The organism is Draconibacterium sp. IB214405 (assembly GCF_033963885.1).
Classification (GTDB): Bacteria; Bacteroidota; Bacteroidia; order Bacteroidales; family Prolixibacteraceae; genus Draconibacterium.
Genome location: NZ_JAXBMA010000003.1, coordinates 468,176 through 494,733, shown reverse-complemented (window position 1 = coordinate 494,733; position 26,558 = coordinate 468,176). Strand labels below are relative to the sequence as shown.

Genomic DNA, 26,558 nt, shown 5'->3' with positions numbered 1-26,558 from the left:
GTTTAAATCCAGCCCCTCAGTTTGTAGTAGCTGAGGGCAAACATTTCGCGCGCAATAAGAATTTCATATTTCAGGTGGTTCCACACCTGGTAACGCATGTTTATGTTGTTGCCAACATCCGGCACCAGTGTTTTATTTCCACCAAGTTCGTCATCGGTAAATGAAAAATCGGCTTCAGCCGCATTTTCAAAAGCGGGCAGGGCATTTACTTTTTCGAAACCGGCTTTTTTAAAACACAAAACCGCACGTCGCATATGTTCCGGAGAGGTAACCAATAAAATCGGGTCCTGCATTTTTATTAAACCCTGGCATTCCAATGCTTGCGATCGTGTGTTGGTGCCCTTCGATTCAAAACTTATGCTTTCGGCTGAAATTCCTCTCAAAACCAACTCTGCTTTCATACGTTGCGGAGTGCTTAAACTATCCGAAATTAAACCGGGCATAGCCACAATTACTTTTGCCTGAGGAAACGACTTAGCAGCTTTTTCGGTGTACCAGCTTCGCATCAGGTTACTTTGGCTGGGCATTCCACCACCGCCCAATAATATTATATGCTTAGGTTCCCATTTTAATTCCGATTTGCTTGTTCCCAGCCAGTGATAGCCCCAATACGGCTGCTCAGTGAATGAAAAAACAAGGCAGATGAAAAAGAAAATTCCAATCAGTGTGAAGAAATTTCTTAGTAATCTCAAAAAATAAATACTTTTGATTTTTGTTTTAAACATAGTCAGCGTTTAGAACCATAAATGTAAGTTTAATTTAAAAAACAGATCATTGAATACTTCAGAAAAAAACGAAATAATCCAACTCTTTGAGAGTCATTTTAATGAAAAAGTTGAACGTTTTGAGCTACTTCCTCCATCGGGTTCGTATCGCGAATATTGTCGTTTAGGAAGCGAGAACAGAACTGTAATTGGTGCGTTTAACACCGATGTGAAAGAAAATACAGCGTTTTTATCGTTCAGCAATCATTTTTACAACAAGGGAATTAAGGTACCCAAAGTTTATTCGGTTAGTTCCGATTTAAAAAAGTATCTGCTTGAAGATTTGGGAAACACCACACTTTTCGAGTTTCTGACAAAAACACGCGAAGAGGAAGGTTTTTCGGAAAACATTGTTTCGGTTTATAAAAAGGTTTTGCAGGCGTTGCCGAAAATCCAAATTATTGCCGGCAAAGAAATTGATTATTCGGTTTGTTATCCCCGTGAGGCTTTCGACAAACAATCGATGATGTGGGATTTAAATTACTTTAAATACTACTTTCTGAAACTGGCAAAAATACATTTCGATGAGCAGGCGCTTGAAGACGATTTTCAGTTATTCAGTAACTACCTTTTGAGTGCCAGCTCCAACTATTTCCTGTATCGCGATTTTCAGTCGCGCAACGTAATGTTGAAAGATGACGAGGTACATTTTATCGATTATCAGGGTGGGCGTTTAGGAGCACTTCAATACGATCTGGCTTCGTTGCTTTACGATGGAAAAGCTGATATTCCTGAAAGTATTCGCACCCAGTTATACGATTATTATATCTCGGAGCTGAAGAAATACATGAAAGTTGATGAAGAGAAATTTTCAGCATATTTTAAAGGTTTCGTGCTGATTCGTATTATGCAGGCGATGGGAGCCTACGGATTTAGGGGCTTTTACGAGAAGAAGGAACATTTCCTGAAAAGTATTCCTTACGCACTAAAAAACCTGGAAGTATTACTGGCCGATCTGAATTTACCCGTTGATTTGCCCGAGTTGAAAAGTGTTCTGAATCAACTAACGCATTCTGAGGTATTAAAAGAAATTGGTCGCGAGAAATCAAATCTCACAGTTCGTATTACAAGTTTCTCGTTTAAGAAAGGTTATCCTGAAGATCCTTCGGGAAATGGCGGCGGCCATGTTTTCGATTGCAGGGCAATTAATAATCCGGGACGCTACGAAGAGTATAAAAAATTGAGCGGAAAAGATTTGGCCGTTCAGGAGTTTTTGGAACAAAAGTCGGAGATCGGACTTTTTGTTGATGCCGTGAAAGTGTTTGTCGATCAGTCTGTAAAAGTGTATCTCGAGCGTGGATTTACTCATTTATCCCTCGGTTTTGGTTGTACCGGCGGACAACACAGATCGGTATATTCTGCTGAAAAAATTAGTGAATATTTGCAAAACAATTACCCTGTAAATGTTGTTGTGGTACATCGGGAACAGGAAAATTGGAGATGAGTAAAAAAGCATGTAAAAAGAAGGACTTTCAAGATCAGGAAGAACCAAAGTATAGCTGCAAAAAGTGTGGCGCCAAAGTAAAAAAAGAAGAAAAGGTTTGTAAACCCAAAAAGCTAGCGACTAAAATTGATAACAGCTCGCTGTTATAATTTGGTGAAAGTCAAAATTATCAACGAAAATTACGACATAAATCAATTTCAGGTTAAAAACTGTATGACTGCTTTTGGTTATTAAGTTTTCAGTCTTTATTTTCGCACCAAATTTCAAAACAGACTTATTTCATGGGAAGAGCATTTGAATACCGGAGGGCAGCGAAAGAAAAACGCTGGGATAAAATGTCGAGAGTTTTTCCAAAACTGTCGAAAAAGATTACAATTGCAGCTAAAGAAGGTGGCCCTGAAGCGGATTTAAATCCTGCATTACGTACTGCCATAATGAATGCCAAGGCGCAAAATATGCCAAAGGCAAACATTGATGCGGCTATTAAACGTGCTTCTGGTAAGGATGCAGCATCTTTTATCGAAACAACCTACGAAGGGAAAGGACCTCATGGCGTTTTGGTATTTGTAGAAGCGGCAACTGATAACACCACAAGAACGGTTGCTAACGTAAAAAGTTACTTTAATAAAGCAGGTGGTGGTCAGGTTCCAAATGGCTCATTGGAATTTATGTTTTCGCGCAAAGCAGTGTTCGAGTTCCAAATGCCTGAAGGAATGGAGTTGGAAGAGATTGAACTGGAACTGATCGATTCAGGTCTGGATGAGATCGAAGAAAATGAAGGTACTTATTATGCTTATGGCGAATACACCAGCTTCAGCGATATGGCTCACAAGTTTGAAGAGTTGAATATCGAAGTGAGTAAGGCAGATTTGAAACGCTTTCCAACTACTCCTGTAGAATTTACAGAAGAGCAATTAGAAGATATTGAAAAAATGTTGGATAAAATGGAAGAGGACGAAGACGTTCAGGCCGTTTACACCAATATTGCATAAGAAATAGTAAAGATCATTCCATTTGTTTTATTAATCTGAAACAAATGGAATGATCTTTTTTACAGCTTCAAAATCGCTTTTAATCCCCAAAATCCATTCGGTTATCTAATAAATTTACGGTTTCTCCCTATTATCTCCTATTTTCGGGAAAAACTAAATTTATGCTACCTGTTCAGGAATACATCGATTATTTTAAGGAAATCTGGAATAACAGTTCCGAAGCTTTGCCCCGTTTTAACAAAGCCTATTCCAGAGAAGAAAAGTTGAAACACGAAAGCAATTTCGACAGTTTCCAGAATAAGTTGAAAGAATTGCAAAATGTGCGTAAAGCACAACAGATGCGCAAAGATCCTGCAAAATCTTTTTTCCCAATGTTCCATTCATTTCTGAAAACTGTTTTTGATTTTGACTCAGCCCATCTGGAGATTATTCTTTCCGATGAATTTAAAGATGTATCGAAAGACTTTTTTTATCAGGCAAGAGCTTTTGCACCGGAGTTAAGCGCTGAAGACATTTACCAGGGAATGCGTAATGTTTGGATTATGAACGGGCTTCAGCTAATGGCGCACAAACCTGTGAAAATCACCCCGTCGGTATTTGCTTACTCCATGATTTATCCATATAGTGACAACCTGCTCGACGACCCGGATATTAGTAGCAAACAAAAAGTTGAATTCTCGGAGCGGTTTGATTTGCGGCTTCGTGGTAATTCAATTAAACCACAAAATTTTACTGAGGAGCAATTGTATAAACTGATTTCGATGTTTGAGGAAGAGTTTCCAAGAAATGAGTTCCAGAACGTTTACGAGAGTTTATATGCCATTCAGCGAGGCCAAACCAACAGTTTGAAACTATCGCCTCAAAATGGTTTGTCGGATGATGAGATTTCTACGATTTGTTTCGAGAAAGGAGGAGCATCGGTTTTAGCCGACGGCTACCTGGTGGCAGGTAAGTTGACGATGGAGCAGGAGCGTGCTCTTTTTGGGTACGGTATTTATTTGCAATTGCTCGACGATATTCAGGATGTAAAAGAGGATTCGCTGGCTTTTACCAAAACCATGTTTTCGTGTTTGGAAGAAAAAGATTTGGGAAAATTTGTAAATAAAACAATCCATTTCGGACGCGAAGTTTTAGAAGAAATGAGCTGCTTTGAAGGAACACAAACAGATGCATTTATCGGGCTAATGAACAGAAGCATTGAAACGATGATTATTGAATCAGTCGGCCTTAATCATTCGTGGTACGATAAATCATATTTAAAGCAAATTGAGCAATTTTCGCCTTTGCACTATTCATATCTTCGAAAAAAGAGGGCACAAGGAAAATCGCAACGTTTTGCGTTATTGCAAAAATATTTTGATTCGTCTGAATTTAAGCTGGCAGTGTAATCAATCCTGCTATTTTTTGATGTATATATAGTTTGTACATTTACCCTTCAAACAAAAAACGATCAGCATGAATAAAATATACAATTGGGCAGTTTTGGGATGTGGTAAAATTGCCAAAAAGTTTGTAAACGATCTCAAATTATTGCCAAACGCAAAATTATATGCTGCCGCTTCACGGGATTTAAGCCGTGCACAGGATTTTGCGAATGAATTAGGATTTGAAAAAGCATACGGGAATTATACAGAAATGGCCGAAGACCCGAATGTAGATGTGGTTTATATAGCCACTCCGCACTCGCATCATTATGAACATACAATGTTGTGTCTGAAAAATAAGAAGGCAGTGCTATGCGAAAAAGCCTTTGCCATGAATGCCGGCGAAGTCAAACAAATGATTTCATGCGCAAAAGAAAACAACACCTTTCTGATGGAAGCCTTTTGGACTATGTTTCAACCAAGCTTCAATAAAGCACTGGAAATTGTTAATTCCGGAGAATTGGGTAAACTTAAAATGGTACGCTCTGATTTTGCTTTTAACGCCGAATTTAACGAAGATAAACGCCTCTACAATGTAAAACTTGGAGGCGGATCACTTCTTGATATTGGTATTTATCCTGTATTTGCTGCGTTATCGGCATTGGGAGTACCAGATCTGATTAAAACTTCAGCCGATTTTAGTCCAACAGGAAGTGAGGAAAGTATCAATGTCATCTTTAAATACAATGGAGGAGAAATGGCAAGCCTTTCCTCAAGTTTTGCTGTTCATTCACCCATTCAAACCGAATATTGTTGCGAAAAGGGGTATGTAGTGCTGCATCCGCGCTGGTTTACACCAACCGATATTACCATTTGGAAAGAAGGAGGAGACCAACAAATTATTCCAAATATGACCAAAGAAGGGGCGGGCTATCAGTTTGAAGCTATGCACGTTATGGAATGTTTGGATGCCGGATTAAAGGAAAGTCCGAAAATGACTTTTGAAATGAGTTTAAATCTGATAGAGACGCTCGACAGAATCCGTATCGATGCCGGAATTTTCTTCCCGGATCACGATAAAAAATTATTCTTTTAATTTCGGAAATAATTAGAGCTTGGTGTGATTGACGATTTATGTATATCGTAATTCTCACTTTTCATGCATTTAATAATTGTGTATTGTGTATTTTGCAATTAAAAATAAAATTGCAACCTGCTCTTTGCATTTGAAAATCAGGGAGATTTGTATGTTAACTTTCGGTGAAAAAATGTAAAAATGCAATAAAGAAATAATTCTCTAATGTTATTATTGTTTAGCTTTATGGTGAATAGAAATAAGACGACTACAAAAATGAACGTAACAAGAAAAAATAAAAAGCAAGTACCGGAACCAACTTTACGTAGGTTACCAGGTTATTTGTTCTTTCTTGAAAAAGTTCGTGAACAAGGTGTGATGAACATTTCTGCACCTACTATTGGAAAAGAGCTAAAATGCGATCCTACACAAGTTGTCAAAGATTTGGCAGTAACTGGAGTGAAAGGTAAACCCAGGGTAGGGTACAACACTTACGAATTGTGCCACTCTCTTGAAGAATTTCTGGGATTTAATCACTTAAACGAAGCTTTTCTTGTTGGAGCAGGAAATTTGGGGACGGCGTTAATGGCGTACCAGGAACAACAAACCTTAGGCATAAAGATAATCGCAGCATTTGATGTTGATGAAAGTAAGATTGGAAAGCATATTGGTAATACACCGGTTCTTGAATACAATAAATTATTTCATTTGTCGAACCGGCTTGATGTGGAAATTGCCATTTTAACAACACCAAATAACGTTGCGCAGGAGGTTGCAGAAGATTTGGTGAATTGTGGTGTTAAGGCAATCTGGAATTTTACCTTATCGATACTCGATTTACCTGAAAATATAATCGTACAAAATACATCGATGAGTTCGTTTGCAGCTGTTTTATTGCAGCGTTTAAACGACTCGAAAAAATAACATAAAAAGAATGATATGAAAAAGATTAATTTATTTCTTAGCTGTGCGTTCAATCAAATAAAGAAAAAATTCTTTAAAAGCGAAAAAACTGACATTAATCATGCGTGCGAACAGCTGAAAAATAACATGGAAGAAATCAACATTTTGGTGGATGAAAAGCACAAAGAAGAATATGCACAAAACTACAATCTGACTACGCGCTGGCAGACAATTTAACGTTCGTTGCTTTCAAGATTATTAGTTTCGTTACTTGTCGGTGATATTTTCTTTTCAACAAGGTAACATTTAATGCCCGAATACTTGTTGTAACTTTCTGAGCCCAGAACATGCACCTTCTTTTTGCCAACTCCGTTTTTGTGTAGTTGCACCAATAAAAATTAATCCAACTTTTCAGCTTTTAGTTTTGTTTCTGATTAATTGATTGGTAAAGCTTTATGGAAACCACTTCAAAAGGACCAGGTTTTTAAACGAAATAAATAGTATAAGCGAAGCTTTCTTCATAAAATTAGAAACCAAAACGCAGCTAATTTTATATTTTTGCCTCCAATGAAACTAGGAGAGGTATACAGGAGAAATATTTATGGCGTAATTGGTACGTTGGTATTCCATATCCTTTTGTTTTCTGCTTTTTTATTAGCCGATGTCGATATAAAAGGGAATGTAAAAGAGGAGGAAATCCTCATTGAGTTTCCTGCTGAACTATTGGAGCCGGAGTTAAATGAACCGGAACCGGTGGAAGAAAATCAGCAGCAATCACCTCCTGAGCAAACTTCCAATACAAGAACAAACATTGCTTCCAATCAATCGGCAACAGAAAATACTACAACTTCAACCGATGATTTTTTTGACGATGACTATTTGAAAGAAGTAGAAGCTGCTAAAAATCTTGTTTCGAGTGTTAACAAAAACCTGGCAAAAGAAGTAACAGATTTAAGCGATATAAAAATGCCCGTTGAAACAACGGAAGGTATGGATCGCGATTCGATAAAGAATATTATTTATGCCGGAGAAAGTAATATCGTTTATTACCTCGAAAATCGCTATCACGTTAGTCTGCCGGTTCCTGTGTATTTAACGCAGGGAGGTGGTACTGTGGTGGTTGATATCGTTGTAAACAGGCAAGGTAAAGTTGTAGAGGCTACTGCCCGGCAGAACAAATCAATACGAGACAAACAAATATTCGCGTATGCTACTGAAGCGGCTAGTCGTACGGTTTTTAACAGCGACAATTCAGCGCCTGAACCACAAAAAGGAACGATTCAATATACATTTGTTGCACAGTAAAGTAAATGTTAATTGTAATTACCTTTAACACCATTTAACATCTTTTCTTTGTCGATTTTACAATATGCCCTTATATTTGTCATACGTTTATTTTCATAAGTTTAGGTTTAGTTAGGTTAGTTAGTTTAATGAGAAAAGGATGGGTTGTTGAACCCGTCCTTTTTGTTTTTATAGCCTCAATCAAACAATAAATCCAAAAGTTTTCTTCTTTTTTTAATTAAATTTCTATCTTTATCAAGATATGTAAAGTCTTGTTAATAAGCCCAATTAGGTCTTCCAAACAATGACTATTGTTAATATGTGAATAGAATAATTTTAAATAAAGGGTTACCTTTTGACCAATAATCGAATAATATATTAGAAGATGATAAATTATACGGATGCGCAAATCCTGAAAGGAATCTTAAGGCACGATAATTTAATTTTACAGTACATCTATAAACAGTACTACTATAAAGTAAATTATTTCATTAAGAAAAACCAAGGTAATGAGGACGATGCCAGTGACATATTTCAGGAAGCTATTATCGTAATTTACAGGAAATTAAAAGAAAACGATTTAATTTTCGAAAAGAGTTCTTTTCAAGGTTATTTATTTTCTGTTTGTCGGTTTTTATGGTTGAAACAACTTGAAAAGCGTCGGATAGAAAAGGAAAAGCTGAACGATTCATTACCGTTTCAGGAGGACGTTTACGATGACAACCTGGTTGAAATTGTAGACAAGAATGAAAAATACGGATTGTATCAGAAGCATTTTAAAACCTTGAGTACAGATTGTCAGAAGCTATTGCAGATGTTTTTTGAAAAGGTCCCGTTGCGAGAAATTGCAAAAATTATGGGCTATAAAACGGAAAAATACGCTAAAACAAGAAAGTATAAATGTAAAGAACTGTTGATAAAGCGCATTAAGCAAGATACAGAATTTAAAAAGATACTTGAAGATGACACCTAAAGCAGAATTATTTGGACGCATTGAAGATTACTGTTTAGATTTATTAAACAATCAAGAGAGAGAAGAATTTGAAAATGAATTAGAGTTTAACCAGGAGCTACGAGAAGAAGTAGAACTTCACAAAAACATTCAGTCAGCAGTGCTGGAGATGGATGTTCTCGATCTCAAAGGGAAACTCGAAGAAATTCAGATCAACAGTACAAAAAATGGTAAAGTTAACGGCTCATTCGAGTTGTTGGAAGACTTAAGCGAGTTTGAAGAATTTACCGCAGAGTTAAGCCCCGAAGAACTTATTGAAAGTTTCGAATCACTCCCAAAAGTTCATGTATATCAGCATGAACGTGCAAGCAACGAAAATATTCACCACTATTACAAGGAACAAAACGGTTCTGAACAAATCATTGTGGAAGAAGATGATTTGAACGGTTTTGACATGACCGGTCTCGAAGGTCTGGAAGAGGCTATTCTTGAAACAGATATTCTGAATCTGCGCGATACCTTGCAGCAGGTTGCCAAGTCAGTTGAACCTCAATACTCAGCCGAGGATATTGATAATTACCTCACAGGAGAGATGGGCGACGATATTTTGGCCGAATTCGAAGATGAAGTGGCTCAAAACGAATATCTGCAGTCAGAAGTTAATCTGCATAAGGATGTTGAGTTTGCAGTGGCAGAATCCGATGTAATGGACCTTAGAAGTGAATTAAGAAATATAATGGAGTCGGAGACCTCATGGAATGTGAGTGAGCATACAATTGAAGACTTTATTGATGGTGTTCTGGAAGACGAAGCATTACTAGCAGAATTCAGTGCTGAGTTGAAAGAAAATACCGATTTAATGGCTGAAGTTAATCTGCGCGAGAATATTAATGGTGCAGTTGCTGAATTAGATATTATGGCTTTACGTCAGAAATTGACGGATGCCCGATCAGAATCAGAAAAGAAAGAAGTCAAGTCGATAGTTATGCCTCGTTTCGAGATTGGCTCTACAAAATTTTGGAGAAGCAGTGTAGCGGTTGTTCTTGTTTTGGTTGGATTGCTTGGTGCAATGAAGATGAATACCAATACGCTTGACAACACGTATAACAAATACTTTGAATCAACTTCATGGGCATCCGAACGTTCGGTAACAAAAACGGTTGATTTGATACAACAAGCAAAAATACATTTCCAGAAGAACGAATTCCAGGAAGCCATTAACTTGTTAAATGTTGCAACTGTTAGTCCGGATGAGAAATTTGTCACACAGTTTTATACCGGGTTAAGCTATCAGAACATTAATAAATATCCACAGGCAGTAACAGCTTATTCAGAAGTTATCGATCATGGAAATAACATGTTCATTGAAGAAGCAGAATGGTACAAAGCATTGTGTTACCTGAAAATGGATAAAAAAGCAGAAGCTAAAAAAGAATTACTTGCAGTAATCGATCGCAAAGGCCACTTTGAAAAAGACGCAAAAGCGGTCTTGCGAAAGCTCAGGTACTCTTTTAAATAATCGAAGAATCGTCCAATAGATTAATTCGAAAACATATACACATTCAATTAAGCCTGTCGGTTACGACGGGCTTTTTTTATGCGAATTCCCTGGTCGATAGAAAAAGCGATTATTAGAAAAATAAGAATTGCAAAAAAGTAAAGATCATAACTGGTGTAAACCGGTGAATTATCACCAATACTTTTAAAACTCATCCAGTAATGAGGGTGGGCAAGTCGTGAGTTGGAGTTTTCCAGGTAATGAAGTTTTGCTAAACGAAGCGCTTCATCTTTTGTTTTACCGCCTTTCAGATACTTATAAAAAGAAGTCATTATTTGAGTTCCGGCTTCATCTTCAACCTCCCAAAGTGACATTACAACAGAAGGACATCCGGCATAAAGAAAACCTCTGGCCAGACTCATTAAACCTTCTCCTTTCTGCAGTTTTCCGATCCCCGTGTTACAGGCACTCAAAACCGTCATCTTAGCATTTAGTTTAAGGTTGTAAATATCAGCCGTATTTAGCCAACCATCGTTATCTAATGCGGTTGAATCAATGTTTTGACTAAAGGCTAAGCGTGAATATGCTGGTAGCGAATCGTTTATGTAGGCGTGCATAGCCAGGTGAAGAATATCAAAACGACCACTTTCTTCTCTAAAATTCTGTTCGGTAGCATTATCACTTTTGAAAACAGTTGTATTTACTGATTTTGAAATCGCATTTACTTCTTTTTCAACACCCGGTAATGGAGCCAGACTGTAATGGCTGCCTGTCATTACGAAATCTTCAGAATTATATTTGGGCGCAAATGCCAGCGTATGATTTTGCAATTTAGGTTTTGAGGCTTTGTTTTTCAGGAATATATTAACCGAATTGGCGTAGTTTATATTTATATTTTTAATCAGATAATCCAATTCATTAAAACGGATAGTTTCACTCGTATCAGGCAACGATCGGAGCAGTCCATCGAATGAGAGGTAATTAAGTTTACCATCAGGAATAATAGTTAGGTGCTTATCGGTGAGGTATTTTTCGTATGGTTCGATAAGAAGCTTATAAAGTTTATGAGCAGATAGGCAATATTGTTTTGCATCTTCGTTGTGCGTGAAAATATAATCAGGAGAGGACATAAAACGAAATGTAGTTTCAAGTGCTTGTATTTCATCGTTTTGAAGTCGAGTTTTGTTAAAGTGAACTTCCTTGTCCGTGATAAAAAAGGTGAATAACGACGCTAAGGTGTCTAAATTGGTTTCGTTCGTCGGATCCTGTTTGTCCGGTTCGATCAAAACATATTCTATTAAGGCTTCCTTCTTATCAGTTTGTTTTTGTATATCTGTTAAATCAAGAAAAGAGTTGGAATATTTTAAGTCGTAATAATCGGGGTAATTTTCTTCCATATACCGATTTAACTCATCGCGCTGACGTGAAGCATTAAAAATTTTACTGTTGTATTCATCAAGCAAACTACTATCAGGTTCTTCGTAACTTAATTCCTCGTATTGTAATTCTGAATAGTTCGAAATGGTATTGTTTAATTTTCGCTCCAATTCAATAATGCTGTCAGGGATTAAACTATTTTCCTGTGCCAGTTCATTCGAAATTTTATCAAAAAGTGCACTGCTTTTAAGTTGTTCTGAACTATGAAAAGCAAGATTCAGATAATCCTGATTACCCGAGTGATCGTAGGCAAGATACGATGATTCGATAATTTTGCTAATTGTTTGATATTGTAGATTGGTAAGTTGAATTTTACTTTCATCATTCGATATTTCTTTCCTTGCCTGTAGAATAAGCTCTCCGGTATTATTGTAACAACTCAGCGCATAATCAAGATTGGTACTAAACTCCGAGCCTCTGTTCTCATTATCCAATAGTGCAATATCTAAATATACATCACCGATTGCCTTAATAAGACTGATACAATCCATCAGCGACCGAGTTTGGTTCATATGTAGTTCAGAAGTTTCAGGATCAGTTTGTTCCATTTCTAAAGCAGCCAATCCATTTTTATAAGATTCAATCGCTATCAGAAGATTGCGTTTTTTTTCTGTTTTGAAACTGGTAATTGCTTGTGTATTTATTGTTCTGTCTCTGTATATGTCACCTTCATATTGGTAATAGGTTGCAAGTTCTGTTCCGGTTTCATTTTGTAATGTTTTCAAAAGTTCATAGGCAGAAGACAAATTTTCAATAGCCTGATCAAAATGATTCGTTTGAGCAAGAAATTGAGCGTAATCCATGAATGCATTGGCCAATTCTAAACTTGTGCCATAATACTGATTTGATAAAGAAATGGCATGTATGTAATAATTATTTGCTTTTTCATTGTCCCCCAGTGATAAATAACTTCCAGCTAATATGTTATCAAATGAAATTTGATATGCTGTATCCGCATAAGAATAGCACTTATTAGATATTTCGATCACTTCTCTATAATTATTTGTAATATATTTTATCTCACTAATAGCATAATAAGATTTTGCGACATTCTCATAATTTATTGGTATTATCGACATATAAGAATTAAGTGCTTGATTAAAATAATTTAAAGAATTAATGTAATCAAGTTTAGCTCTGTAAACATTGCCAATATTTAAATAGAGTACTCCAAGTAGGCCATTATTTAAAGGTCTGCGCAAAAAGATATTCTTCTCAGCCAACAGGTAATTTTCTAACGCTTTTTCATTTTCTCCCAAGTTTTTATAACTAATTCCAATGGAATAATAGGCTGTTCCGAGATAATAATTTTCATTTCCGTAAATTTTTTTTCGATAGTCCAAGTATTCCTTAAAAACTTCCAGAGCTTCGTCGTGCTTCCCATCACCACTTAGATTGGCTCCTGTTCTACGTAACTCGTTGGATTTCTGTAATAAGGCTATGGAATCTTGCACTTGGGAAAGCAAGATGTTCGGGAGAAATATTATCAGAAATACGAAGCTGAATTTCTTGAAAATTGTCATTTGATGTTGCGATTTATAGTACCAAAATAGAATTTTTTTCAATTTTTTTCAAAAAAGAGGGGTTACCTTTTTCTACTTATCAGAATATACTAGTGAATGTGTGTTTAAAAGTTTAACGAATTAATTTATTTATACGATGAAAAGGGTACAATTTCAATCAACAGAAAATACTTTCGAAGTTTGCGGTTTTGAAGTGATGAATGCAGAAGCTATGAACAATGTTCGTGGTGGAGTTGAACCTCCAAAATCAAGAGACAAAGATGTTTTTGATTTTGAAGAAGAATAGTTACAAGTATTTACTGTTAAGATTCTAAGATATGAAAGTTATAGCTGATTTTTTTGCAGAGAGCATAAGCGGAATTGAAGTTTTGTCAGAAGACGTAATGAATAATATCCGTGGTGGAGTAGTACCTCCCAAATCAAGAGACAAGGATGTTTTTGATTTTGAAGAAGAATAATCAAAATTATAGAATCATGAAAGCTATAACATTACAAGACAATAATAAGAAATTAAATAATTTTGGTTTCGAAATTCTTTCACGGAATGAGTTAAACGAAGTACGTGGAGGAGGAAAACCCAAATCAAGAGATAAAGATGTTTTCGATTTTGAAGAAGAATAGCCTATATACAGAACCAATTGAGTTGTTAGTACAGGGGTTAAAACAAGGACGGTTTTAACCCTTTTTTTATGCCTCTATTTTTCTTTTCCCTCAAATAACCTGTAATTATTAAACTTACATTTTAAAGCTCCGTTAAATAAGTCGACTTTTTGAGACGGTTTTAATCCCACAAATTTCAGGCTATCAAAAGCAGAACTGAGAATCCAGGCACTATTACCTGCATATTGGTGTTTAAAACGCTCTCCAATCATAGAATAAAGACCATCGAGATCATTTTCTCTTAGTCTTTCACCATAAGGTGGATTTGTCAGAATTGTTGCATTATTTAAGTCGATTTCCAAATCTTTAAAATCGGTACATTTAAACTCAATTTTGTTAAACACCAGAGCACGCCGCGCATTGGTTTGAGCATTTAATAAATTACTTCCCGATATATCAGAAGCATATATTTTATACCTGAAATCTCTTTTTTCAACCGGCTCGGTAACTTTCTCCCAAAGAAGCGGATCAAAATCGTTCCACAATTGAAATGCAAATTCTTTTCTGAATTTTGCCGCAGGTATATTTTGGGCAATCATTGCTGCTTCAATAGGCAAAGTTCCTGAACCACACATTGGATCCATAAAATCGGAGTTTCCCATCCATCCGGTGAGATAAATCATTCCGGCAGCAAGAACTTCGTTTAATGGTGCATCTCCTTGTTTTACACGGTAGCCTCTTTTGTGTAACGATTCTCCGGAGCTGTCGATAGATAAAGTGCAGGTGTCCTGAAAAATGTGAACATTGATTATTATATCAGGATTATCTGTGTCAACGTTTGGTCGCTTGCCATAATTCTCACGAAAATAATCGGCAATGGCATCTTTTACTTTTAAGGAAGCAAACATCGAGTTCCTGAAATCGCGTGAGTTTACAACAACGCTGTTTATCACAAAATTCTGATCGACATTAAAATAGTTTTGCCATTTAATCCTTTTACATTTCAGATAGAATTGATCGACATTTTTGAAATTGAAATGTTCGATTTCTTTTAAAATACGTAAGGCTGCCCGAAGGTTATAGTTCGACTTATATATTAACTCAAGATCGCCTTCATAAAATACGGCACGTTTTCCGCGTCGTACATTTTTACCGCCAATACGTTTAACTTCTTTTGCCAAAACATCTTCCAACCCGGAAAAGGTTTTTGCGATTAACTTATACTCTTTCAATGATTTGATTTTTTGTTTTTAAATACCTGCCCCGTCCATAAAAGGAATATCTCTTGGGCGTTTTTGCACTACGCGCGAATTGGCCGGAAGATCATTGGTTACCCAAACATTTCCTCCAATTACCGAATTTTCGCCAATGGTAATACGGCCAAGGATGGTTGCTCCTGCATAAATAACAACATTATTCTCCAGAATTGGGTGACGAGGAACTCCTTTTATTGGATTTCCATCATCATCAAGTGGGAAACTTTTTGCTCCTAAGGTAACTCCCTGATATATCTTTACATTATCTCCAATTATACATGTTGATCCAATAACTACACCGGTGCCATGATCGATGGTGAAACTCTCACCAATCTGAGCTTTTGGATGAATATCAATCCCGGTTTCGCTATGTGCCATTTCAGTAATAAAACGCGGAATAAGTGGAACATCGAGCTCTAAGAGTTTATTAGCCACCCGATAGTTGGTTATGGCTCTGATGCCCGGATAACTAAAAATAACCTCGCCAAAGTTTTTGGCTGCAGGGTCATTCAGAAAAGTCGCTTCAACATCTGCAACCAACCTTCGTCTTATTTCGGGTAGAAATTCGATAAAAGCAACCGCCTTTTCCTGCGCAGTTCCTTTATGTTTTTCAATCCTTTTTTCCGAAGGATCGGTACATTCAAAACACAATCCGGCCAAAATTTCACCAGTAAGCATTTCTAGCAGTTCATCAACATAAACTCCCATGTAGTGAGGAGTTATGGTTGTTTTTAAAGTTGTACTCCCGAAATAGCCCGGAAAAAGGATTTCGCGAACCAGGTTAATTATTCGTTTCAGCCGTTTGTTTGATGGCAATGGTTCTCCCATCATGTGCTTGTGACAAACCAACTTGTACGATTCCGGATTACTCAACTTGGTAATTGTATCAAATATTTTTTGGTCCACTTTGTTATTTGTCATGCTGTTGAAGTATTATACAAAACTAATTACAATCATCGAAGAATTGTAACTAATAACATATAAAACGTGGTTCTTGTTGAGGATTTTAATCTAAACTTGAAATGATTAGGATTGCATCTTCTGATCGCTCTTCATAATTCCCATAAATCATATGATGGAGGAAACTCTAAATCTCCGGTTGACGCAGCTCCGGTAATGGCAATTATTTTTGATTGTTATTCAATTTCCTTCAGATCTTTTTTCCATTCAATATAGCCTAATACAGCCATAACTGTGTAAACGATAAATAATATAACAGTTGCCCAAAGTCCTTTGTATACGTACAATCCCGCAGAAAAAGCATCAACAAAAACCCAAATCAGCCAATGTTCCAGGTATTTTCTGGCAAGCATCCATGTTGCAACAATACTCAATGCCGTTGTCATTGAATCCATGTGAGGAACATCGGAATTGGTATAATTCTGCAAAATGTAGAGGAGTAGGGCGTAAAGAGCAATCGAAATAACAGCCAGTTTTAACCACAATATTTTTCGGGTGGTTTTTACAGAAACTTTTTTTTCGTTTTGTTTTTTCCCTGTGAGCCAAAAATACCAGCCATAAATACTAATTACTACATAATATGCCTGAAGACCCATGTCGGCATATAACCTGGCATTAAAAAATACAAGCACATAAAGCGCGGAGGTTAGCAAACCTGTCGGCCACGTTAAAATGTGTTGTTTGATCGAAAAAAGGATGTAGGCTAAACCAAGAATGGCTCCCAGTATTTCAATGTAATTACCCAAGAGCCATTCCCAAACTATATCAGTCATAAAATTTAATCAGTTGTCACCAATAGGTTTTTGTATTCCTCCTGATTCTCAATAACGTCGAGTGCTTTTAAAATCGCGTCATCTTTTTCGTATAAAATTTTATACATATCGTTTCTGGAGTATACATCGCGAGCTATAAGTGCTTTTAGTTCTCTTTTCAAATCGTCTTTCATAAAAGCCAGACTTTCTTCGTCTTTTTCAATGCCTTCATCAATTCCTTTGGCAACTACCTGATCAATATTTTCATCGGTTACCTCGAACTTTTTGTTGAATTCATCAAACGTAGGATATTTCTCTTCCAGCTCGTTTCTATGAGAATCAACATAGTCCAACACAAAATTATAAGTGATCTGATTTCTACGAAGTTTATTTACATAGGCATAATGCGCTGATGTATCCATTGGTACAAAAATGTCCGGCATTACACCGCCACCTCCATAAACATCGCGGCCATTAACCAGGGTTTTGTGTTTTAATTCGTTATCAAAATGAATACTGTCGGCATTAAACATTTCTCCGTTGCTAATTCGGTTAGCGTAATCTTTTCTGTACTCGCTAACACCATCTTCATAAGGTTTCTGAATACATCTGCCACTTGGAGTATAATAGTGAGCAGTTGTTAAACGTACCATCGAACCGTCATTCAGGAAAAATGGTTTTTGTACCAGGCCTTTTCCAAACGAGCGACGGCCAATTATTACTCCTCGATCCCAATCCTGTACCGCTCCCGAAACAATTTCACTAGCAGATGCTGAACCTTCGTTAATCAATACAACTAATTTCCCCTCCTCAAATGTTCCTTTTGCAGAAGCTTTATATTCACGTTTAGGATCGTTATTACCATCAGTATAAACAATGAGTTGCTGATTGTTTAAAAACTGATCAGCTAATTCGATGGCTGATTTCAAATAACCACCACCGTTATTACGAAGATCGAGAACAAGATTCTGAATTCCTTCTTGTTTTAAATCGCTCATCGCCTCCAAAAACTCATTGGTGGTAGTGGCTGCAAATTTATTCAGCTTAATGTAACCGGTCGACTCATCAAGCATATATGATGCATCCAGACTGAAAATTGGAATTTTATCTCTAATAATCGTAAAATCGAGCGCTTCCGGTGTACCTCTTCTGGCTATTGTAAGGTCAACTCTTGTTCCTTTTTCTCCGCGTAACAAATCGTATACATCCGAATTCTTCAGGCCAATTCCGGCAATATCTTTTCCGTCAACTTCAACAATACGATCGCCGGCACGTAAGCCAACTTTCTCCGATGGGCCATCGGCAATCACCGTCGTTACCATCAACGTATCTTTATAAATATTGAAAGAGATACCAATACCTTCGAAATTTCCTTTTAAAGGTTCGTTCATTTTATCCACCTCTTCCTTCGAAATATAAGTTGAGTGTGGATCAAGCTCCTCCAACAGGTGAACAATGGCTTTTTCTGTTAAATCTTCAACATCCGCCGAGTCTACATAATAGCCATCAACTAAACGTAACAAACGGGCAAATTTAACCTGACTTTCCTGTACATCTTGTGCTTTTACAGTAGATGGTAATACAATGAAAAGAGCCAGAATTAAATTTATTCCTATAGATTTAATATGCTTTAATTTTGTCATGGTCATAATTTTACGCGTTAATATTATAACGAACAATTTTCGCAATAAGTCTGCCAAAATATAGTTTGTTATAATTTGCAACAACTATTCCCACTCAATTGTTGCAGGTGGTTTCGATGAGATATCATAAACAACGCGGTTAATTCCACGTACTTTATTTATAATTTCGTTCGACATTTTTGCCATAAAATCATAAGGTAAATGTACCCAGTCAGCAGTCATACCATCAGTTGAAGTTACAGCACGCAAAGCAACGGTGTTTTCATAGGTGCGTTCGTCGCCCATAACACCTACCGATTGAACGGGCAGCAACATTACACCGGCTTGCCAAACTTCGTCGTACAGTCCCCAACTTTTTAAACCATTAATAAAAATGGCATCGGCTTCCTGCAGCATGCGTACTTTTTCCGGAGTTACATCGCCAAGAATACGAATTCCTAATCCCGGCCCCGGGAAAGGGTGACGGCCTAAAAGTTCTTTTTTAATATTGAGAGCTGCACCAACGCGACGCACTTCATCTTTGAACAATAACTTCAGCGGCTCAACAACCTTCAGTTTCATTTTCTCTGGCAGACCACCAACATTGTGGTGCGACTTGATAGTTGCCGAAGGTCCGTTTACCGAAACCGATTCAATAACATCAGGATAAATCGTTCCCTGAGCCAGCCATTTTACATCTTGTATTTTGTGCGCTTCTTCATCAAACACCTCGATAAAGTTGCGTCCAATAATCTTTCTTTTCTGTTCCGGATCAGTTACACCGGCCAAATCATCCCAGAATTTTTGTCGGGCATCAACACCAATTACATTCAGTCCCATATCCTCGTACGAATGCAATACATCTTCAAATTCGTTTTTACGAAGCAGACCGTTATCTACAAAAATACAGGTGAGGTTTTTGCCAATGGCTTTGTGCAGTAGAACTCCGGCTACAGATGAGTCAACACCGCCTGAAAGTCCCAGAACTACTTTGTCGTTGCCCAGTTGATCTTTTAATTCTTGTACAGTTGTCTCAACAAACGAATCCGGAGTCCAGTTTTGTTCGCATCCGCAAATGGTGGTCACAAAGTTTTGCAGCAATTGTTTTCCCTCTGTTGTATGATATACTTCAGGGTGGAACTGAATCGCCCATGTTTTTTCGTCATCAACTTTGTAAGCTGCGTAATTCACATCCTCGGTTGAGGCAATAACTTTATAGTTTTTCGGAAGTTTTACAATTGTATCGCCGTGCGACATCCAAACCTGAGAGTGCAGGCTTATATTTTGAAACAGTACACTGTCGTGATCGATAAATCCGAGGTTTGCCCGGCCATATTCACGGGTATTCGACGGAGCAACTTCACCACCATAAAAATGAGCCATGTACTGAGCTCCGTAACAAACGCCAAGAACCGGCATTTTTCCTTTGATTTTCGACAAATCAGGACGCGGTGCATCTTCGTCGCGAACCGAGTAGGGACTACCCGAAAGGATCACTCCTTTAACACTTTCATCGATTTCCGGGAAGTGGTTAAACGGGTGAATTTCACAATAAACATTTAGTTCGCGGACCTTACGTCCAATCAATTGTGTGTATTGAGAACCAAAATCAAGGATTAAAATCTTTTCCTGCATGAATAACAACTTTTGTTAATGAAAGGACAAAAGTAAGAATATCGCATCAAAATCTTTTCAAATGTGAATGAAAATGAGGCTGGTGTTAATAAGAGGTCGGTGTTTAGCCGTAAAATATGTAAAATTAATTCGGAAACTGTACGTTAAGATTTAAGTGTTGTTACAGAATTACTAAATTTGAGCGAATTTTTAAATCCAGGTTTTGATGAGAAGTCTTTTGCTGCTTTGTATTGCGTTTTTATGGTTATTGCCCAACGAAACGATTTTTGCCCAGAACATTGCTGAAAACGAAATCGTTGTTATACAAGGCGAAAAATTTGTTATGCACCATGTTCGCACCGGCGAAACTATTTATTCTTTGACGAAAAAGTATGGAATTACCAGTGCCGAATTAGAACAGCTAAATCCATCAATTAGCCAGGGACTTACCATTGGTCAGGTTTTGAAACTTCCTTATTCGGAAGGACTTGATCTTCAGAATTCGCCTTCTGCACAAAAAGGAGATCCGTCGGGTTTTATTAAGCATAAAATAGAGTCGAAAAGTGAAACCGCCTATTCCATCGCCAAAAAATATGGAATAACGGTTGAGGAACTCCACGCGTACAATCCAACTGTTCGAAAATTTAAGAAACGCACCGAATTGAATATTCCGTTTTGGGAAGAAGTTGAAGAAGTGGGTGACGATACAAAACCAGAAACGGTAGGGGCTGGTGAGTTTATCACACATCAGGTTGTTTCGGGCGAGACTTTGTATTCGCTTGCCAAAAAATACGGAACAACGGAGCAGGAAATTATTGCCTTAAATCCCGGAGCAGAGCAGCTGAAAACGGGAATGATCTTGAAAATTAAAAGTGGTGGATTCGAAGAAAGTTTAGATCTGCCTCAACCGATTGAAAATAGCGGTAAAAGAAATTACACCGAACATATTATTGAATCGGGCGAAACTATGTGGGGAACAACCCGCAAATACAACGTTTCGGAAGAAGAGTTAAAAGCATTGAACCCGATTTTGAATACAGGATTTCCGGCTGGAGCAGTCATTAAAATTCCGATTGCTGAGGCCGCTGGTTCATTGGCAAAACCGGTAAACGAAGAAGCTTTTGATAAACATCTTGTGGAAAAAGGGGAGACTTTATATGGTTTGTCGAAACAATACAATCTTAGTATTCCCGATATTATAAAATACAATCCAATACTCGACCGAAGAAATCTGGGTTATGGAGAAACCATATTAATTCCTAAAAAGCCGGAGGAAATTTTTGCCAAGCCCGAAAGCGATAATGTTGTAATTGCAGATGTTGATTCAGCAAAATTGTTGGAAGAATTTTATGCGGTAGAATTACCGGTTGAAATACCTGAGTCGTGTGTCCCCGATTTGTCGACATTGACTTCTGGAAAAACCTACAATGTTGCCTTATTTTTACCATTCTTTTACGAAGCAAACGACACACTGAATCGCGAAGATTTAGTAATAGATTCAATGGCACTTTTCACAACCGAGGAGACAGAAATTGCCCAGGATACAACTATTGAACTGGAGGAACGAAAAGAATTGTTTAAACAGTTTTATGGCGGAAGCGAAAACTTTGTACAGTTTTACGAAGGTGTACTTTTATCCATCGATTCAATACAGAAGCTTGGTTTTAATGTACAATTGAATGTTTTTGATACGCAACGAAATAAAGACTCGATTCGTCAGTATTTTCAGAATGAAGATTTTTTCATGACTGATTTAATTATTGGGCCAATCTTTCCAAATGTTCAACAGGAAATTGCAGCCTACGCCGCAAAAAATCAGATTCCGATTATTTCGCCACTGGCTTCGCAAACAACTATTTCGCAATCAAATCCGAAGTACTTCCAGGTAAATCCGTCGCGCGATTACCTGATTCGCCAAACCGCAGAAATGGTAGCCGAAGAGCATTATAACAGTAATTTTATCATTGTAAAGACATCTGATTATTCAGGAACTACAGAAGGTCAATTGGTAGAACTTTTGCGCGAAAAGTTTTTTAACTCCGGTTTGTTAAGTAGCAACGAGGGCGTAAACTTTACGATTTACGATTTTCAAAACGAAGGCGCTTTTGGCTTGCGACGAATTATGTCGAAAACCAAAGAAAATGTGGTTTACATTCCATCTGAAAACGAAGGCGAGTTAAGCGTTGCTATATCAAATATCAACAATTTGTCGGATGAATTTTCGATTACGCTGATTGGCACCAATCGCTATCCAAGCTATGCCAGTATTCAGTTGGAGCAGTTTCATAACCTGAAACTAAAATACATTGCACCGTACTACACCGATTATACGAATCAGCAAACCATTAATTTTGTTGAGAAATACAAAAACAACTTCGGTACAGAACCTGATAATTTTGGATTCCAGGGCTACGATGTAACATTGTATTTCTTAACAGCATTAATTACTTATGGTAGCGATTTTGCCGGATGTTTGCCATACATGCATACTTCTCAGGTGCAGGGAAATTATCATTTCGAGCAACTTAGGCAGTTTGGTGGGTATATGAACGAAGGAGTTTCGGTCATTTCATACACTCGCGATTTCGAGGTAAAACGCAAGCGTGTTAAGGGGCAACCTCGTTTGATTATGGCTTCCGACAATTAAAAGTTGGTAGCATTTCTCATAAACTGATACCCGAAAATATTTTATCTTAACCGATCAATAAATTAAACTGAAATGGAAAATTTAACTGTTGGAACAAGGGTTGAACATCCGCGTTACGGACAAGGAATTATAAGTAAAGACAATCTTACTGCTTACGAAATATTTTTTGAGCGAGGCGGTAAAATGGAAATTACAAAACGAAATACCGACCTTACTGTTTTAGAAGTAAATGAAGCTGCTCCAAAATCCGGTCTTTCAATCGGCGAAATAGAAAAAGTATTAAGTTACGTGCTCGATAAACACGGAGCATTAAACGAGATTGTTCCGCTTGGTGAAAAATGGGAAGGTGGAACCATGTTGCTTCAACCGGCCAATCCTGACCTAAAACCAAAAGAAATTCCGGTTGAAACATTCTTTCACAAAATTGTAATGTTGCGCGACAGACTGCGTGTTTTGGAGCAAAACATTAACAGCAGCAAATCGCTGACCGACGAGGAAAAAGTGAATATTCAGCAATACATAACACGTGCTTACGGTTCGCTAACAACTTTTAATGTGTTGTTTGCCGACAAGGAGCATTATTTTGTTGGAGCAAAAACTAAATAGTTATGAAAAAAATCAACCTAATCCTACTATTCTCATTGATAACCGGAATTGCTATCGCACAAAATAAAACACTAAAAGTGTGGCCTAACGGTGCACCAAACGATAACGGGATGACCGATCCTGAGGAAAAATACGACGGTGTGCGTGTTCGAAATGTGTCGGAAGCCGAAATGTATGTTTTCTCGCCTGAAGCCGAAATTAATACCGGCGCGGCCGTGGTAATCTGTCCCGGCGGTGGTTATTGGATAGAAGCGATGGACCACGAAGGATACGACATTGCACGTTTTCTTCAATCAAAAGGAATTACCGGAATTGTATTAAAATACCGCTTGCCTTACGGAAACCACGAAGTTCCGTCGAGCGATGCACGACAAGCGATTCGTATCGTACGTGCAAATGCCGAAGAGTGGGGAATCAATCCTGAAAAGATTGGAATTGCCGGTTCTTCAGCCGGTGGACATTTAGCGTCAACAGCGGGAACTGTTTTTGATTATGGGAATAAAGAGAGTCCAGATGAAACAGAACAGCAAAGTTGCCGGCCTGATTTTATGTTGTTATTGTACCCGGTAATTACGATGGACGAAACATTTACACATTTGGGATCACGTGAAAACCTGATCGGCAAAGGCCACGATAAAGAATTAATCAGGAAATATTCGAACGAGTTAAATGTGAGTGCTGAAACGCCACCCTCTTTTCTGGTTTTGGCCGACGACGATACAGCTGTTTTACCAAAAAATTCAATCAATTTCTACTTAAGATTGAAAGAATTTGACGTGCCAGCTGAGTTGCATATTTTTGCAAAAGGTGGTCACGGTTTTGGTATCCGTAAAAACGGAATCGCGGCTGACAACTGGCCTGAAATGTTTTATACCTGGTTGAAGGTTCTAAAAATTGTAGAATAAATGAATCGGACTCACCCGCTAAAAGTTCTGAAATATTGTCCGAAGTGTGGTTCTGCGGAGTTTAATACATCCGGCGACCGATCATTAAAATGCGCTTCCTGCGGGTTTCATTTTTTTATTAACTCAGCAGCGGCAGTTGCGGCTTTGGTTACTATCGACTCCGGAAAACTGATGCTGGTAACACGTGGCGTTGAACCCAACTATGGCAAACTGGATCTGCCCGGCGGATTTATCGATCCTTTAGAATCGGCAGAAGAGGCCGTAAAACGTGAACTTAAAGAAGAGTTGGGACTAGAGGTAAAAACCTTAAAATATCTGGGATCCGCACCAAACGAATATGTCTTTTCTGAATATACGGTGTTTACTTTGGATATGGCATTTCAGGTTTCAGCAGAATCGGTGGAAGGCCTGAAACCGATGGACGATATCCTCGATTATAAATTTTACTCTGAAGAAGAACTGGATTACGATGATATTCCGGCGCCTTCGATAAAAAACTTTGTGAAAGACTATTTTCAAAGCATAAAAGCATAAACGATGAAGACAGAAATAAAACAACGGTTAGCGGCTTTACGCGCCGAAATGAAAAAGCTCGATATTGATGCGTGGTACATTTCAGGTACCGATCCGCACTCGAGCGAATATTTACCCAAACGCTGGGAAACACGCGAATATATTGCCGGATTTACGGGTTCGTACGGTTTGGTTGCGGTAACACTGGACAAAGCAGCTTTATGGACCGATTCGCGGTATTTTTTGCAGGCTGCCGAAGAGCTGGAAGGTACCGGAATTGAAATGCAGAAGTTACGCGTTACGGATGCCGTTTCGCCAGATACATGGCTAAGCCAAAATTTGCCTGCCGGCAGCAAAGTAGGGCTCGATGCACAATCACTGACTGTTGACGCTTTCAGAGGTTTGCAAAAAGGCTTTTTAAAAAAAGACATTGAACTGGTGGAAACGCCGGATTTGTTGGAAGCCATTTGGGAAGATCGCCCGGCTGTTCCAGACGATAAGGTTTTTGAACTTGACGTAAAATATGCCGGAGTTGGACGTCCTGAAAAACAACAAAAGATTGCCGGTGAGTTGGCTTCAGCTGGTGCTGATATTCATGTGGTTTCTATGTTAGACGAATTGGCGTGGTTGTATAACTTGCGTGGTTCAGATGTGCCATATAATCCAGTTTTTACTGGTTTTGCGGTAATTGGCGAAAAAGAAAGTGTTCTTTTTGTCGATTCAGGCAAGATTGATTCGGATTTAAAATCGAAAATTGAAGCCGATGGCGTTAAGGTGAAAAATTATACCACCTTTTACAACTATCTGGCAGAAATTGAGGGGAAAACCGTATTTGTAGATCCGTCAACTTTAAATTTTGCTGCTTATAGTGCCCTTGCCGCCAGTAACGAAATCGTTGAAGGAACTTCTTTGGTGGCCATTCAAAAAGCATTAAAGAACGAAACCGAATTGGAAGGTTTTAAAAGTGCGATGAAAAAGGATGGGGTGGCATTGGTTGAATCAATATTCTGGTTGAAGGCCATAATTGGAAAACAAACTGTAACTGATTATGAGTTTGGGCAAAAACTAGCGGAATTCAGGGCAAAACAGGACGGTTTTAAAGGCGAAAGCTTTACTCCGATTGTTGGCTACAAAAGCCGCGGTGCGCTTGTTCACCTTCACATTGGTGCCGATGATGCACTTCCGCTGGATGCAGATGGAGTAGTGTTGTTTGATTCAGGTGGTCAGTACATCGATGGTACTACCGATGTTACACGCACGATTGCGCTGGGAGCGGTTTCTGATCAATTCAAAACCGATTTTACGCTCACCCTGAAAGGAATGATCGGTCTAACTCAAGCGAAATTTCCTTATGGTGTAAAAGGTTGTCACCTCGATATTCTTGCACGTCAGGCACTGTGGGATAATGGTATGAACTACGGACATGGTACCGGTCATGGTGTTGGGCATTTCCTGAATGTACACGAAGGCCCGATGGCGATCCGACTGGAATACAACGAAAACCTGATGCAGCCTGGACAAGTGCTTTCGAACGAACCTGCGTTTTATCGCGAAGGACAATACGGACTTCGTACTGAAAATATGATGGTTTGTGTAGAGCGTGAAACTACCGAGTTTGGTCGTTTCCTTGGTTTTGATACCCTTACACTTTGTCCGATCGACACAACCTTGATAAAAGTTGAATTACTGAGCGAGAAAGAGCGTAAATGGTTAAACGATTATCACCGTTGGGTGAACGAGGAGTTGAAGCCACTACTGGAAGAAAAATATCATAACTTTTTGGATGAGATAACACAGGAAATCTGATTAGAGGATTTATAATTCAATTGCAGATTTTTTGCAACCGG

Annotated in this window: 24 protein-coding genes; 17 read left to right on the top strand and 7 right to left on the bottom strand. The window is 38.1% G+C overall.

Annotated features, from left to right (window positions below; genetic code table 11):
* Positions 1 to 2 precede the first annotated feature (2 nt).
* On the bottom strand, positions 3 to 692 hold the full coding sequence (locus SLH46_RS12000; RefSeq protein ID WP_320281430.1) for a YdcF family protein: 690 nt from the start codon (positions 690 to 692) through the stop codon (positions 3 to 5).
* Positions 693 to 774: 82 nt separating this feature from the next.
* Between SLH46_RS12000 and SLH46_RS11995 the strand changes: the two genes are divergently transcribed.
* The 9 genes from SLH46_RS11995 to SLH46_RS11955 all read left to right on the top strand — a co-directional run bounded on the left by SLH46_RS11995 (position 775) and on the right by SLH46_RS11955 (position 10,297).
* Positions 775 to 2,208, top strand: a complete 1,434-nt coding sequence (locus SLH46_RS11995) for a RapZ C-terminal domain-containing protein (RefSeq protein WP_320281429.1) — start codon at positions 775 to 777, stop codon at positions 2,206 to 2,208.
* A gap of 281 nt (positions 2,209 to 2,489) precedes the next feature.
* Positions 2,490 to 3,200 (top strand): YebC/PmpR family DNA-binding transcriptional regulator, encoded by a 711-nt coding sequence (locus SLH46_RS11990; protein WP_320281428.1) that lies wholly within the window; start codon positions 2,490 to 2,492, stop codon positions 3,198 to 3,200.
* Positions 3,201 to 3,361: 161 nt separating this feature from the next.
* On the top strand, positions 3,362 to 4,588 hold the full coding sequence (locus tag SLH46_RS11985; RefSeq protein ID WP_320281427.1) for a class 1 isoprenoid biosynthesis enzyme: 1,227 nt from the start codon (positions 3,362 to 3,364) through the stop codon (positions 4,586 to 4,588).
* 67 nt (positions 4,589 to 4,655) lie between these two features.
* On the top strand, positions 4,656 to 5,660 hold the full coding sequence (locus tag SLH46_RS11980; RefSeq protein WP_320281426.1) for a Gfo/Idh/MocA family protein: 1,005 nt from the start codon (positions 4,656 to 4,658) through the stop codon (positions 5,658 to 5,660).
* 255 nt (positions 5,661 to 5,915) lie between these two features.
* The gene (locus tag SLH46_RS11975) at positions 5,916 to 6,563 is read left to right on the top strand and encodes a redox-sensing transcriptional repressor Rex (RefSeq protein WP_320281425.1); all 648 of its coding nucleotides are present in this window, start codon (positions 5,916 to 5,918) and stop codon (positions 6,561 to 6,563) included.
* Between the two features lie 15 nt (positions 6,564 to 6,578).
* Positions 6,579 to 6,779, top strand: coding sequence for a hypothetical protein (locus SLH46_RS11970; RefSeq protein WP_320281424.1), 201 nt, complete (start codon positions 6,579 to 6,581; stop codon positions 6,777 to 6,779).
* A 330-nt stretch (positions 6,780 to 7,109) separates the two neighbouring features.
* Complete coding sequence (locus tag SLH46_RS11965) at positions 7,110 to 7,847, top strand: hypothetical protein (RefSeq protein WP_320281423.1); 738 nt, start codon at positions 7,110 to 7,112, stop codon at positions 7,845 to 7,847.
* Between the two features lie 364 nt (positions 7,848 to 8,211).
* The gene (locus SLH46_RS11960; protein WP_320281422.1) at positions 8,212 to 8,799 is read left to right on the top strand and encodes an RNA polymerase sigma factor; all 588 of its coding nucleotides are present in this window, start codon (positions 8,212 to 8,214) and stop codon (positions 8,797 to 8,799) included.
* The gene (locus tag SLH46_RS11955) at positions 8,789 to 10,297 is read left to right on the top strand and encodes a tetratricopeptide repeat protein (RefSeq protein WP_320281421.1); all 1,509 of its coding nucleotides are present in this window, start codon (positions 8,789 to 8,791) and stop codon (positions 10,295 to 10,297) included. Before SLH46_RS11960 ends, SLH46_RS11955 begins: the two co-directional genes overlap by 11 nt.
* Positions 10,298 to 10,344: 47 nt before the next feature.
* Here the strand turns inward: SLH46_RS11955 and SLH46_RS11950 are convergent, their stop codons facing one another.
* Positions 10,345 to 13,167, bottom strand: a complete 2,823-nt coding sequence (locus SLH46_RS11950) for a CHAT domain-containing protein (protein ID WP_320281420.1) — start codon at positions 13,165 to 13,167, stop codon at positions 10,345 to 10,347.
* A gap of 205 nt (positions 13,168 to 13,372) precedes the next feature.
* On the opposite strand from SLH46_RS11950, the gene SLH46_RS11945 reads away from it, so the two are divergent.
* The 3 genes from SLH46_RS11945 to SLH46_RS11935 are packed head-to-tail and all read left to right on the top strand — an operon-like array spanning position 13,373 to position 13,857.
* Positions 13,373 to 13,522 carry a hypothetical protein gene (locus SLH46_RS11945; protein WP_320281419.1) on the top strand — a complete coding sequence of 50 codons (150 nt, stop codon included), beginning with the start codon at positions 13,373 to 13,375 and terminating at the stop codon, positions 13,520 to 13,522.
* A 31-nt stretch (positions 13,523 to 13,553) separates the two neighbouring features.
* Positions 13,554 to 13,694 carry a hypothetical protein gene (locus SLH46_RS11940; RefSeq protein ID WP_320281418.1) on the top strand — a complete coding sequence of 47 codons (141 nt, stop codon included), beginning with the start codon at positions 13,554 to 13,556 and terminating at the stop codon, positions 13,692 to 13,694.
* A gap of 16 nt (positions 13,695 to 13,710) precedes the next feature.
* Entirely contained in the window at positions 13,711 to 13,857 is a 147-nt protein-coding gene (locus SLH46_RS11935; RefSeq protein WP_320281417.1) for a hypothetical protein, read from the top strand.
* Between the two features lie 74 nt (positions 13,858 to 13,931).
* On the opposite strand, the gene SLH46_RS11930 is transcribed toward SLH46_RS11935, so the two are convergent.
* The 5 genes from SLH46_RS11930 to guaA form a co-directional block, all read right to left on the bottom strand.
* Positions 13,932 to 15,068: a THUMP domain-containing class I SAM-dependent RNA methyltransferase gene (locus SLH46_RS11930; RefSeq protein WP_320281416.1), complete on the bottom strand. Its 1,137-nt coding sequence runs from the start codon at positions 15,066 to 15,068 to the stop codon at positions 13,932 to 13,934.
* Positions 15,069 to 15,086: 18 nt separating this feature from the next.
* Positions 15,087 to 16,013 carry a serine O-acetyltransferase EpsC gene (gene epsC, locus SLH46_RS11925; RefSeq protein ID WP_320281415.1) on the bottom strand — a complete coding sequence of 309 codons (927 nt, stop codon included), beginning with the start codon at positions 16,011 to 16,013 and terminating at the stop codon, positions 15,087 to 15,089.
* A gap of 215 nt (positions 16,014 to 16,228) precedes the next feature.
* Positions 16,229 to 16,825, bottom strand: coding sequence for a nicotinamide riboside transporter PnuC (gene pnuC / locus SLH46_RS11920; RefSeq protein WP_320281414.1), 597 nt, complete (start codon positions 16,823 to 16,825; stop codon positions 16,229 to 16,231).
* A 5-nt stretch (positions 16,826 to 16,830) separates the two neighbouring features.
* Positions 16,831 to 18,447, bottom strand: coding sequence for a S41 family peptidase (locus SLH46_RS11915; RefSeq protein WP_320281413.1), 1,617 nt, complete (start codon positions 18,445 to 18,447; stop codon positions 16,831 to 16,833).
* A gap of 84 nt (positions 18,448 to 18,531) precedes the next feature.
* Positions 18,532 to 20,061, bottom strand: a complete 1,530-nt coding sequence (gene guaA / locus SLH46_RS11910; RefSeq protein ID WP_320281412.1) for a glutamine-hydrolyzing GMP synthase — start codon at positions 20,059 to 20,061, stop codon at positions 18,532 to 18,534.
* 205 nt (positions 20,062 to 20,266) lie between these two features.
* Between guaA and SLH46_RS11905 the strand changes: the two genes are divergently transcribed.
* The 5 genes from SLH46_RS11905 to SLH46_RS11885 all read left to right on the top strand — a co-directional run bounded on the left by SLH46_RS11905 (position 20,267) and on the right by SLH46_RS11885 (position 26,517).
* On the top strand, positions 20,267 to 22,687 hold the full coding sequence (locus SLH46_RS11905; protein ID WP_320281411.1) for a PBP1 and LysM peptidoglycan-binding domain-containing protein: 2,421 nt from the start codon (positions 20,267 to 20,269) through the stop codon (positions 22,685 to 22,687).
* Positions 22,688 to 22,759: 72 nt separating this feature from the next.
* The gene (locus tag SLH46_RS11900; RefSeq protein WP_320281410.1) at positions 22,760 to 23,293 is read left to right on the top strand and encodes a hypothetical protein; all 534 of its coding nucleotides are present in this window, start codon (positions 22,760 to 22,762) and stop codon (positions 23,291 to 23,293) included.
* Positions 23,294 to 23,295: 2 nt separating this feature from the next.
* Entirely contained in the window at positions 23,296 to 24,198 is a 903-nt protein-coding gene (locus tag SLH46_RS11895) for an alpha/beta hydrolase (RefSeq protein ID WP_320281409.1), read from the top strand.
* On the top strand, positions 24,199 to 24,732 hold the full coding sequence (locus SLH46_RS11890; RefSeq protein WP_320281408.1) for an NUDIX domain-containing protein: 534 nt from the start codon (positions 24,199 to 24,201) through the stop codon (positions 24,730 to 24,732).
* A 3-nt stretch (positions 24,733 to 24,735) separates the two neighbouring features.
* On the top strand, positions 24,736 to 26,517 hold the full coding sequence (locus SLH46_RS11885) for an aminopeptidase P family N-terminal domain-containing protein (protein WP_320281407.1): 1,782 nt from the start codon (positions 24,736 to 24,738) through the stop codon (positions 26,515 to 26,517).
* The last annotated feature ends 41 nt before the right edge of the window (positions 26,518 to 26,558 follow it).

What these genes read in the sequence shown, in the direction of transcription:
- SLH46_RS11955 (WP_320281421.1), top strand. Translation starts at nt 8,789, where the DNA reads ATGACACCTAAAGCAGAATTATTTGGACGCATTGAAGATTACTGTTTA.
- SLH46_RS11935 (WP_320281417.1), top strand. Translation starts at nt 13,711, where the DNA reads ATGAAAGCTATAACATTACAAGACAATAATAAGAAATTAAATAATTTT.
- SLH46_RS11940 (WP_320281418.1), top strand. Translation starts at nt 13,554, where the DNA reads ATGAAAGTTATAGCTGATTTTTTTGCAGAGAGCATAAGCGGAATTGAA.
- SLH46_RS11885 (WP_320281407.1), top strand. Translation starts at nt 24,736, where the DNA reads ATGAAGACAGAAATAAAACAACGGTTAGCGGCTTTACGCGCCGAAATG.
- guaA (WP_320281412.1), bottom strand. Translation starts at nt 20,061, where the DNA reads ATGCAGGAAAAGATTTTAATCCTTGATTTTGGTTCTCAATACACACAA.
- SLH46_RS11985 (WP_320281427.1), top strand. Translation starts at nt 3,362, where the DNA reads ATGCTACCTGTTCAGGAATACATCGATTATTTTAAGGAAATCTGGAAT.
- SLH46_RS11965 (WP_320281423.1), top strand. Translation starts at nt 7,110, where the DNA reads ATGAAACTAGGAGAGGTATACAGGAGAAATATTTATGGCGTAATTGGT.
- SLH46_RS11900 (WP_320281410.1), top strand. Translation starts at nt 22,760, where the DNA reads ATGGAAAATTTAACTGTTGGAACAAGGGTTGAACATCCGCGTTACGGA.
- SLH46_RS11895 (WP_320281409.1), top strand. Translation starts at nt 23,296, where the DNA reads ATGAAAAAAATCAACCTAATCCTACTATTCTCATTGATAACCGGAATT.
- SLH46_RS11945 (WP_320281419.1), top strand. Translation starts at nt 13,373, where the DNA reads ATGAAAAGGGTACAATTTCAATCAACAGAAAATACTTTCGAAGTTTGC.
- SLH46_RS11980 (WP_320281426.1), top strand. Translation starts at nt 4,656, where the DNA reads ATGAATAAAATATACAATTGGGCAGTTTTGGGATGTGGTAAAATTGCC.
- SLH46_RS11915 (WP_320281413.1), bottom strand. Translation starts at nt 18,447, where the DNA reads ATGACAAAATTAAAGCATATTAAATCTATAGGAATAAATTTAATTCTG.
- SLH46_RS11960 (WP_320281422.1), top strand. Translation starts at nt 8,212, where the DNA reads ATGATAAATTATACGGATGCGCAAATCCTGAAAGGAATCTTAAGGCAC.
- SLH46_RS11970 (WP_320281424.1), top strand. Translation starts at nt 6,579, where the DNA reads ATGAAAAAGATTAATTTATTTCTTAGCTGTGCGTTCAATCAAATAAAG.
- pnuC (WP_320281414.1), bottom strand. Translation starts at nt 16,825, where the DNA reads ATGACTGATATAGTTTGGGAATGGCTCTTGGGTAATTACATTGAAATA.
- SLH46_RS11975 (WP_320281425.1), top strand. Translation starts at nt 5,916, where the DNA reads ATGAACGTAACAAGAAAAAATAAAAAGCAAGTACCGGAACCAACTTTA.
- epsC (WP_320281415.1), bottom strand. Translation starts at nt 16,013, where the DNA reads ATGACAAATAACAAAGTGGACCAAAAAATATTTGATACAATTACCAAG.
- SLH46_RS11890 (WP_320281408.1), top strand. Translation starts at nt 24,199, where the DNA reads ATGAATCGGACTCACCCGCTAAAAGTTCTGAAATATTGTCCGAAGTGT.
- SLH46_RS11905 (WP_320281411.1), top strand. Translation starts at nt 20,267, where the DNA reads ATGAGAAGTCTTTTGCTGCTTTGTATTGCGTTTTTATGGTTATTGCCC.
- SLH46_RS11990 (WP_320281428.1), top strand. Translation starts at nt 2,490, where the DNA reads ATGGGAAGAGCATTTGAATACCGGAGGGCAGCGAAAGAAAAACGCTGG.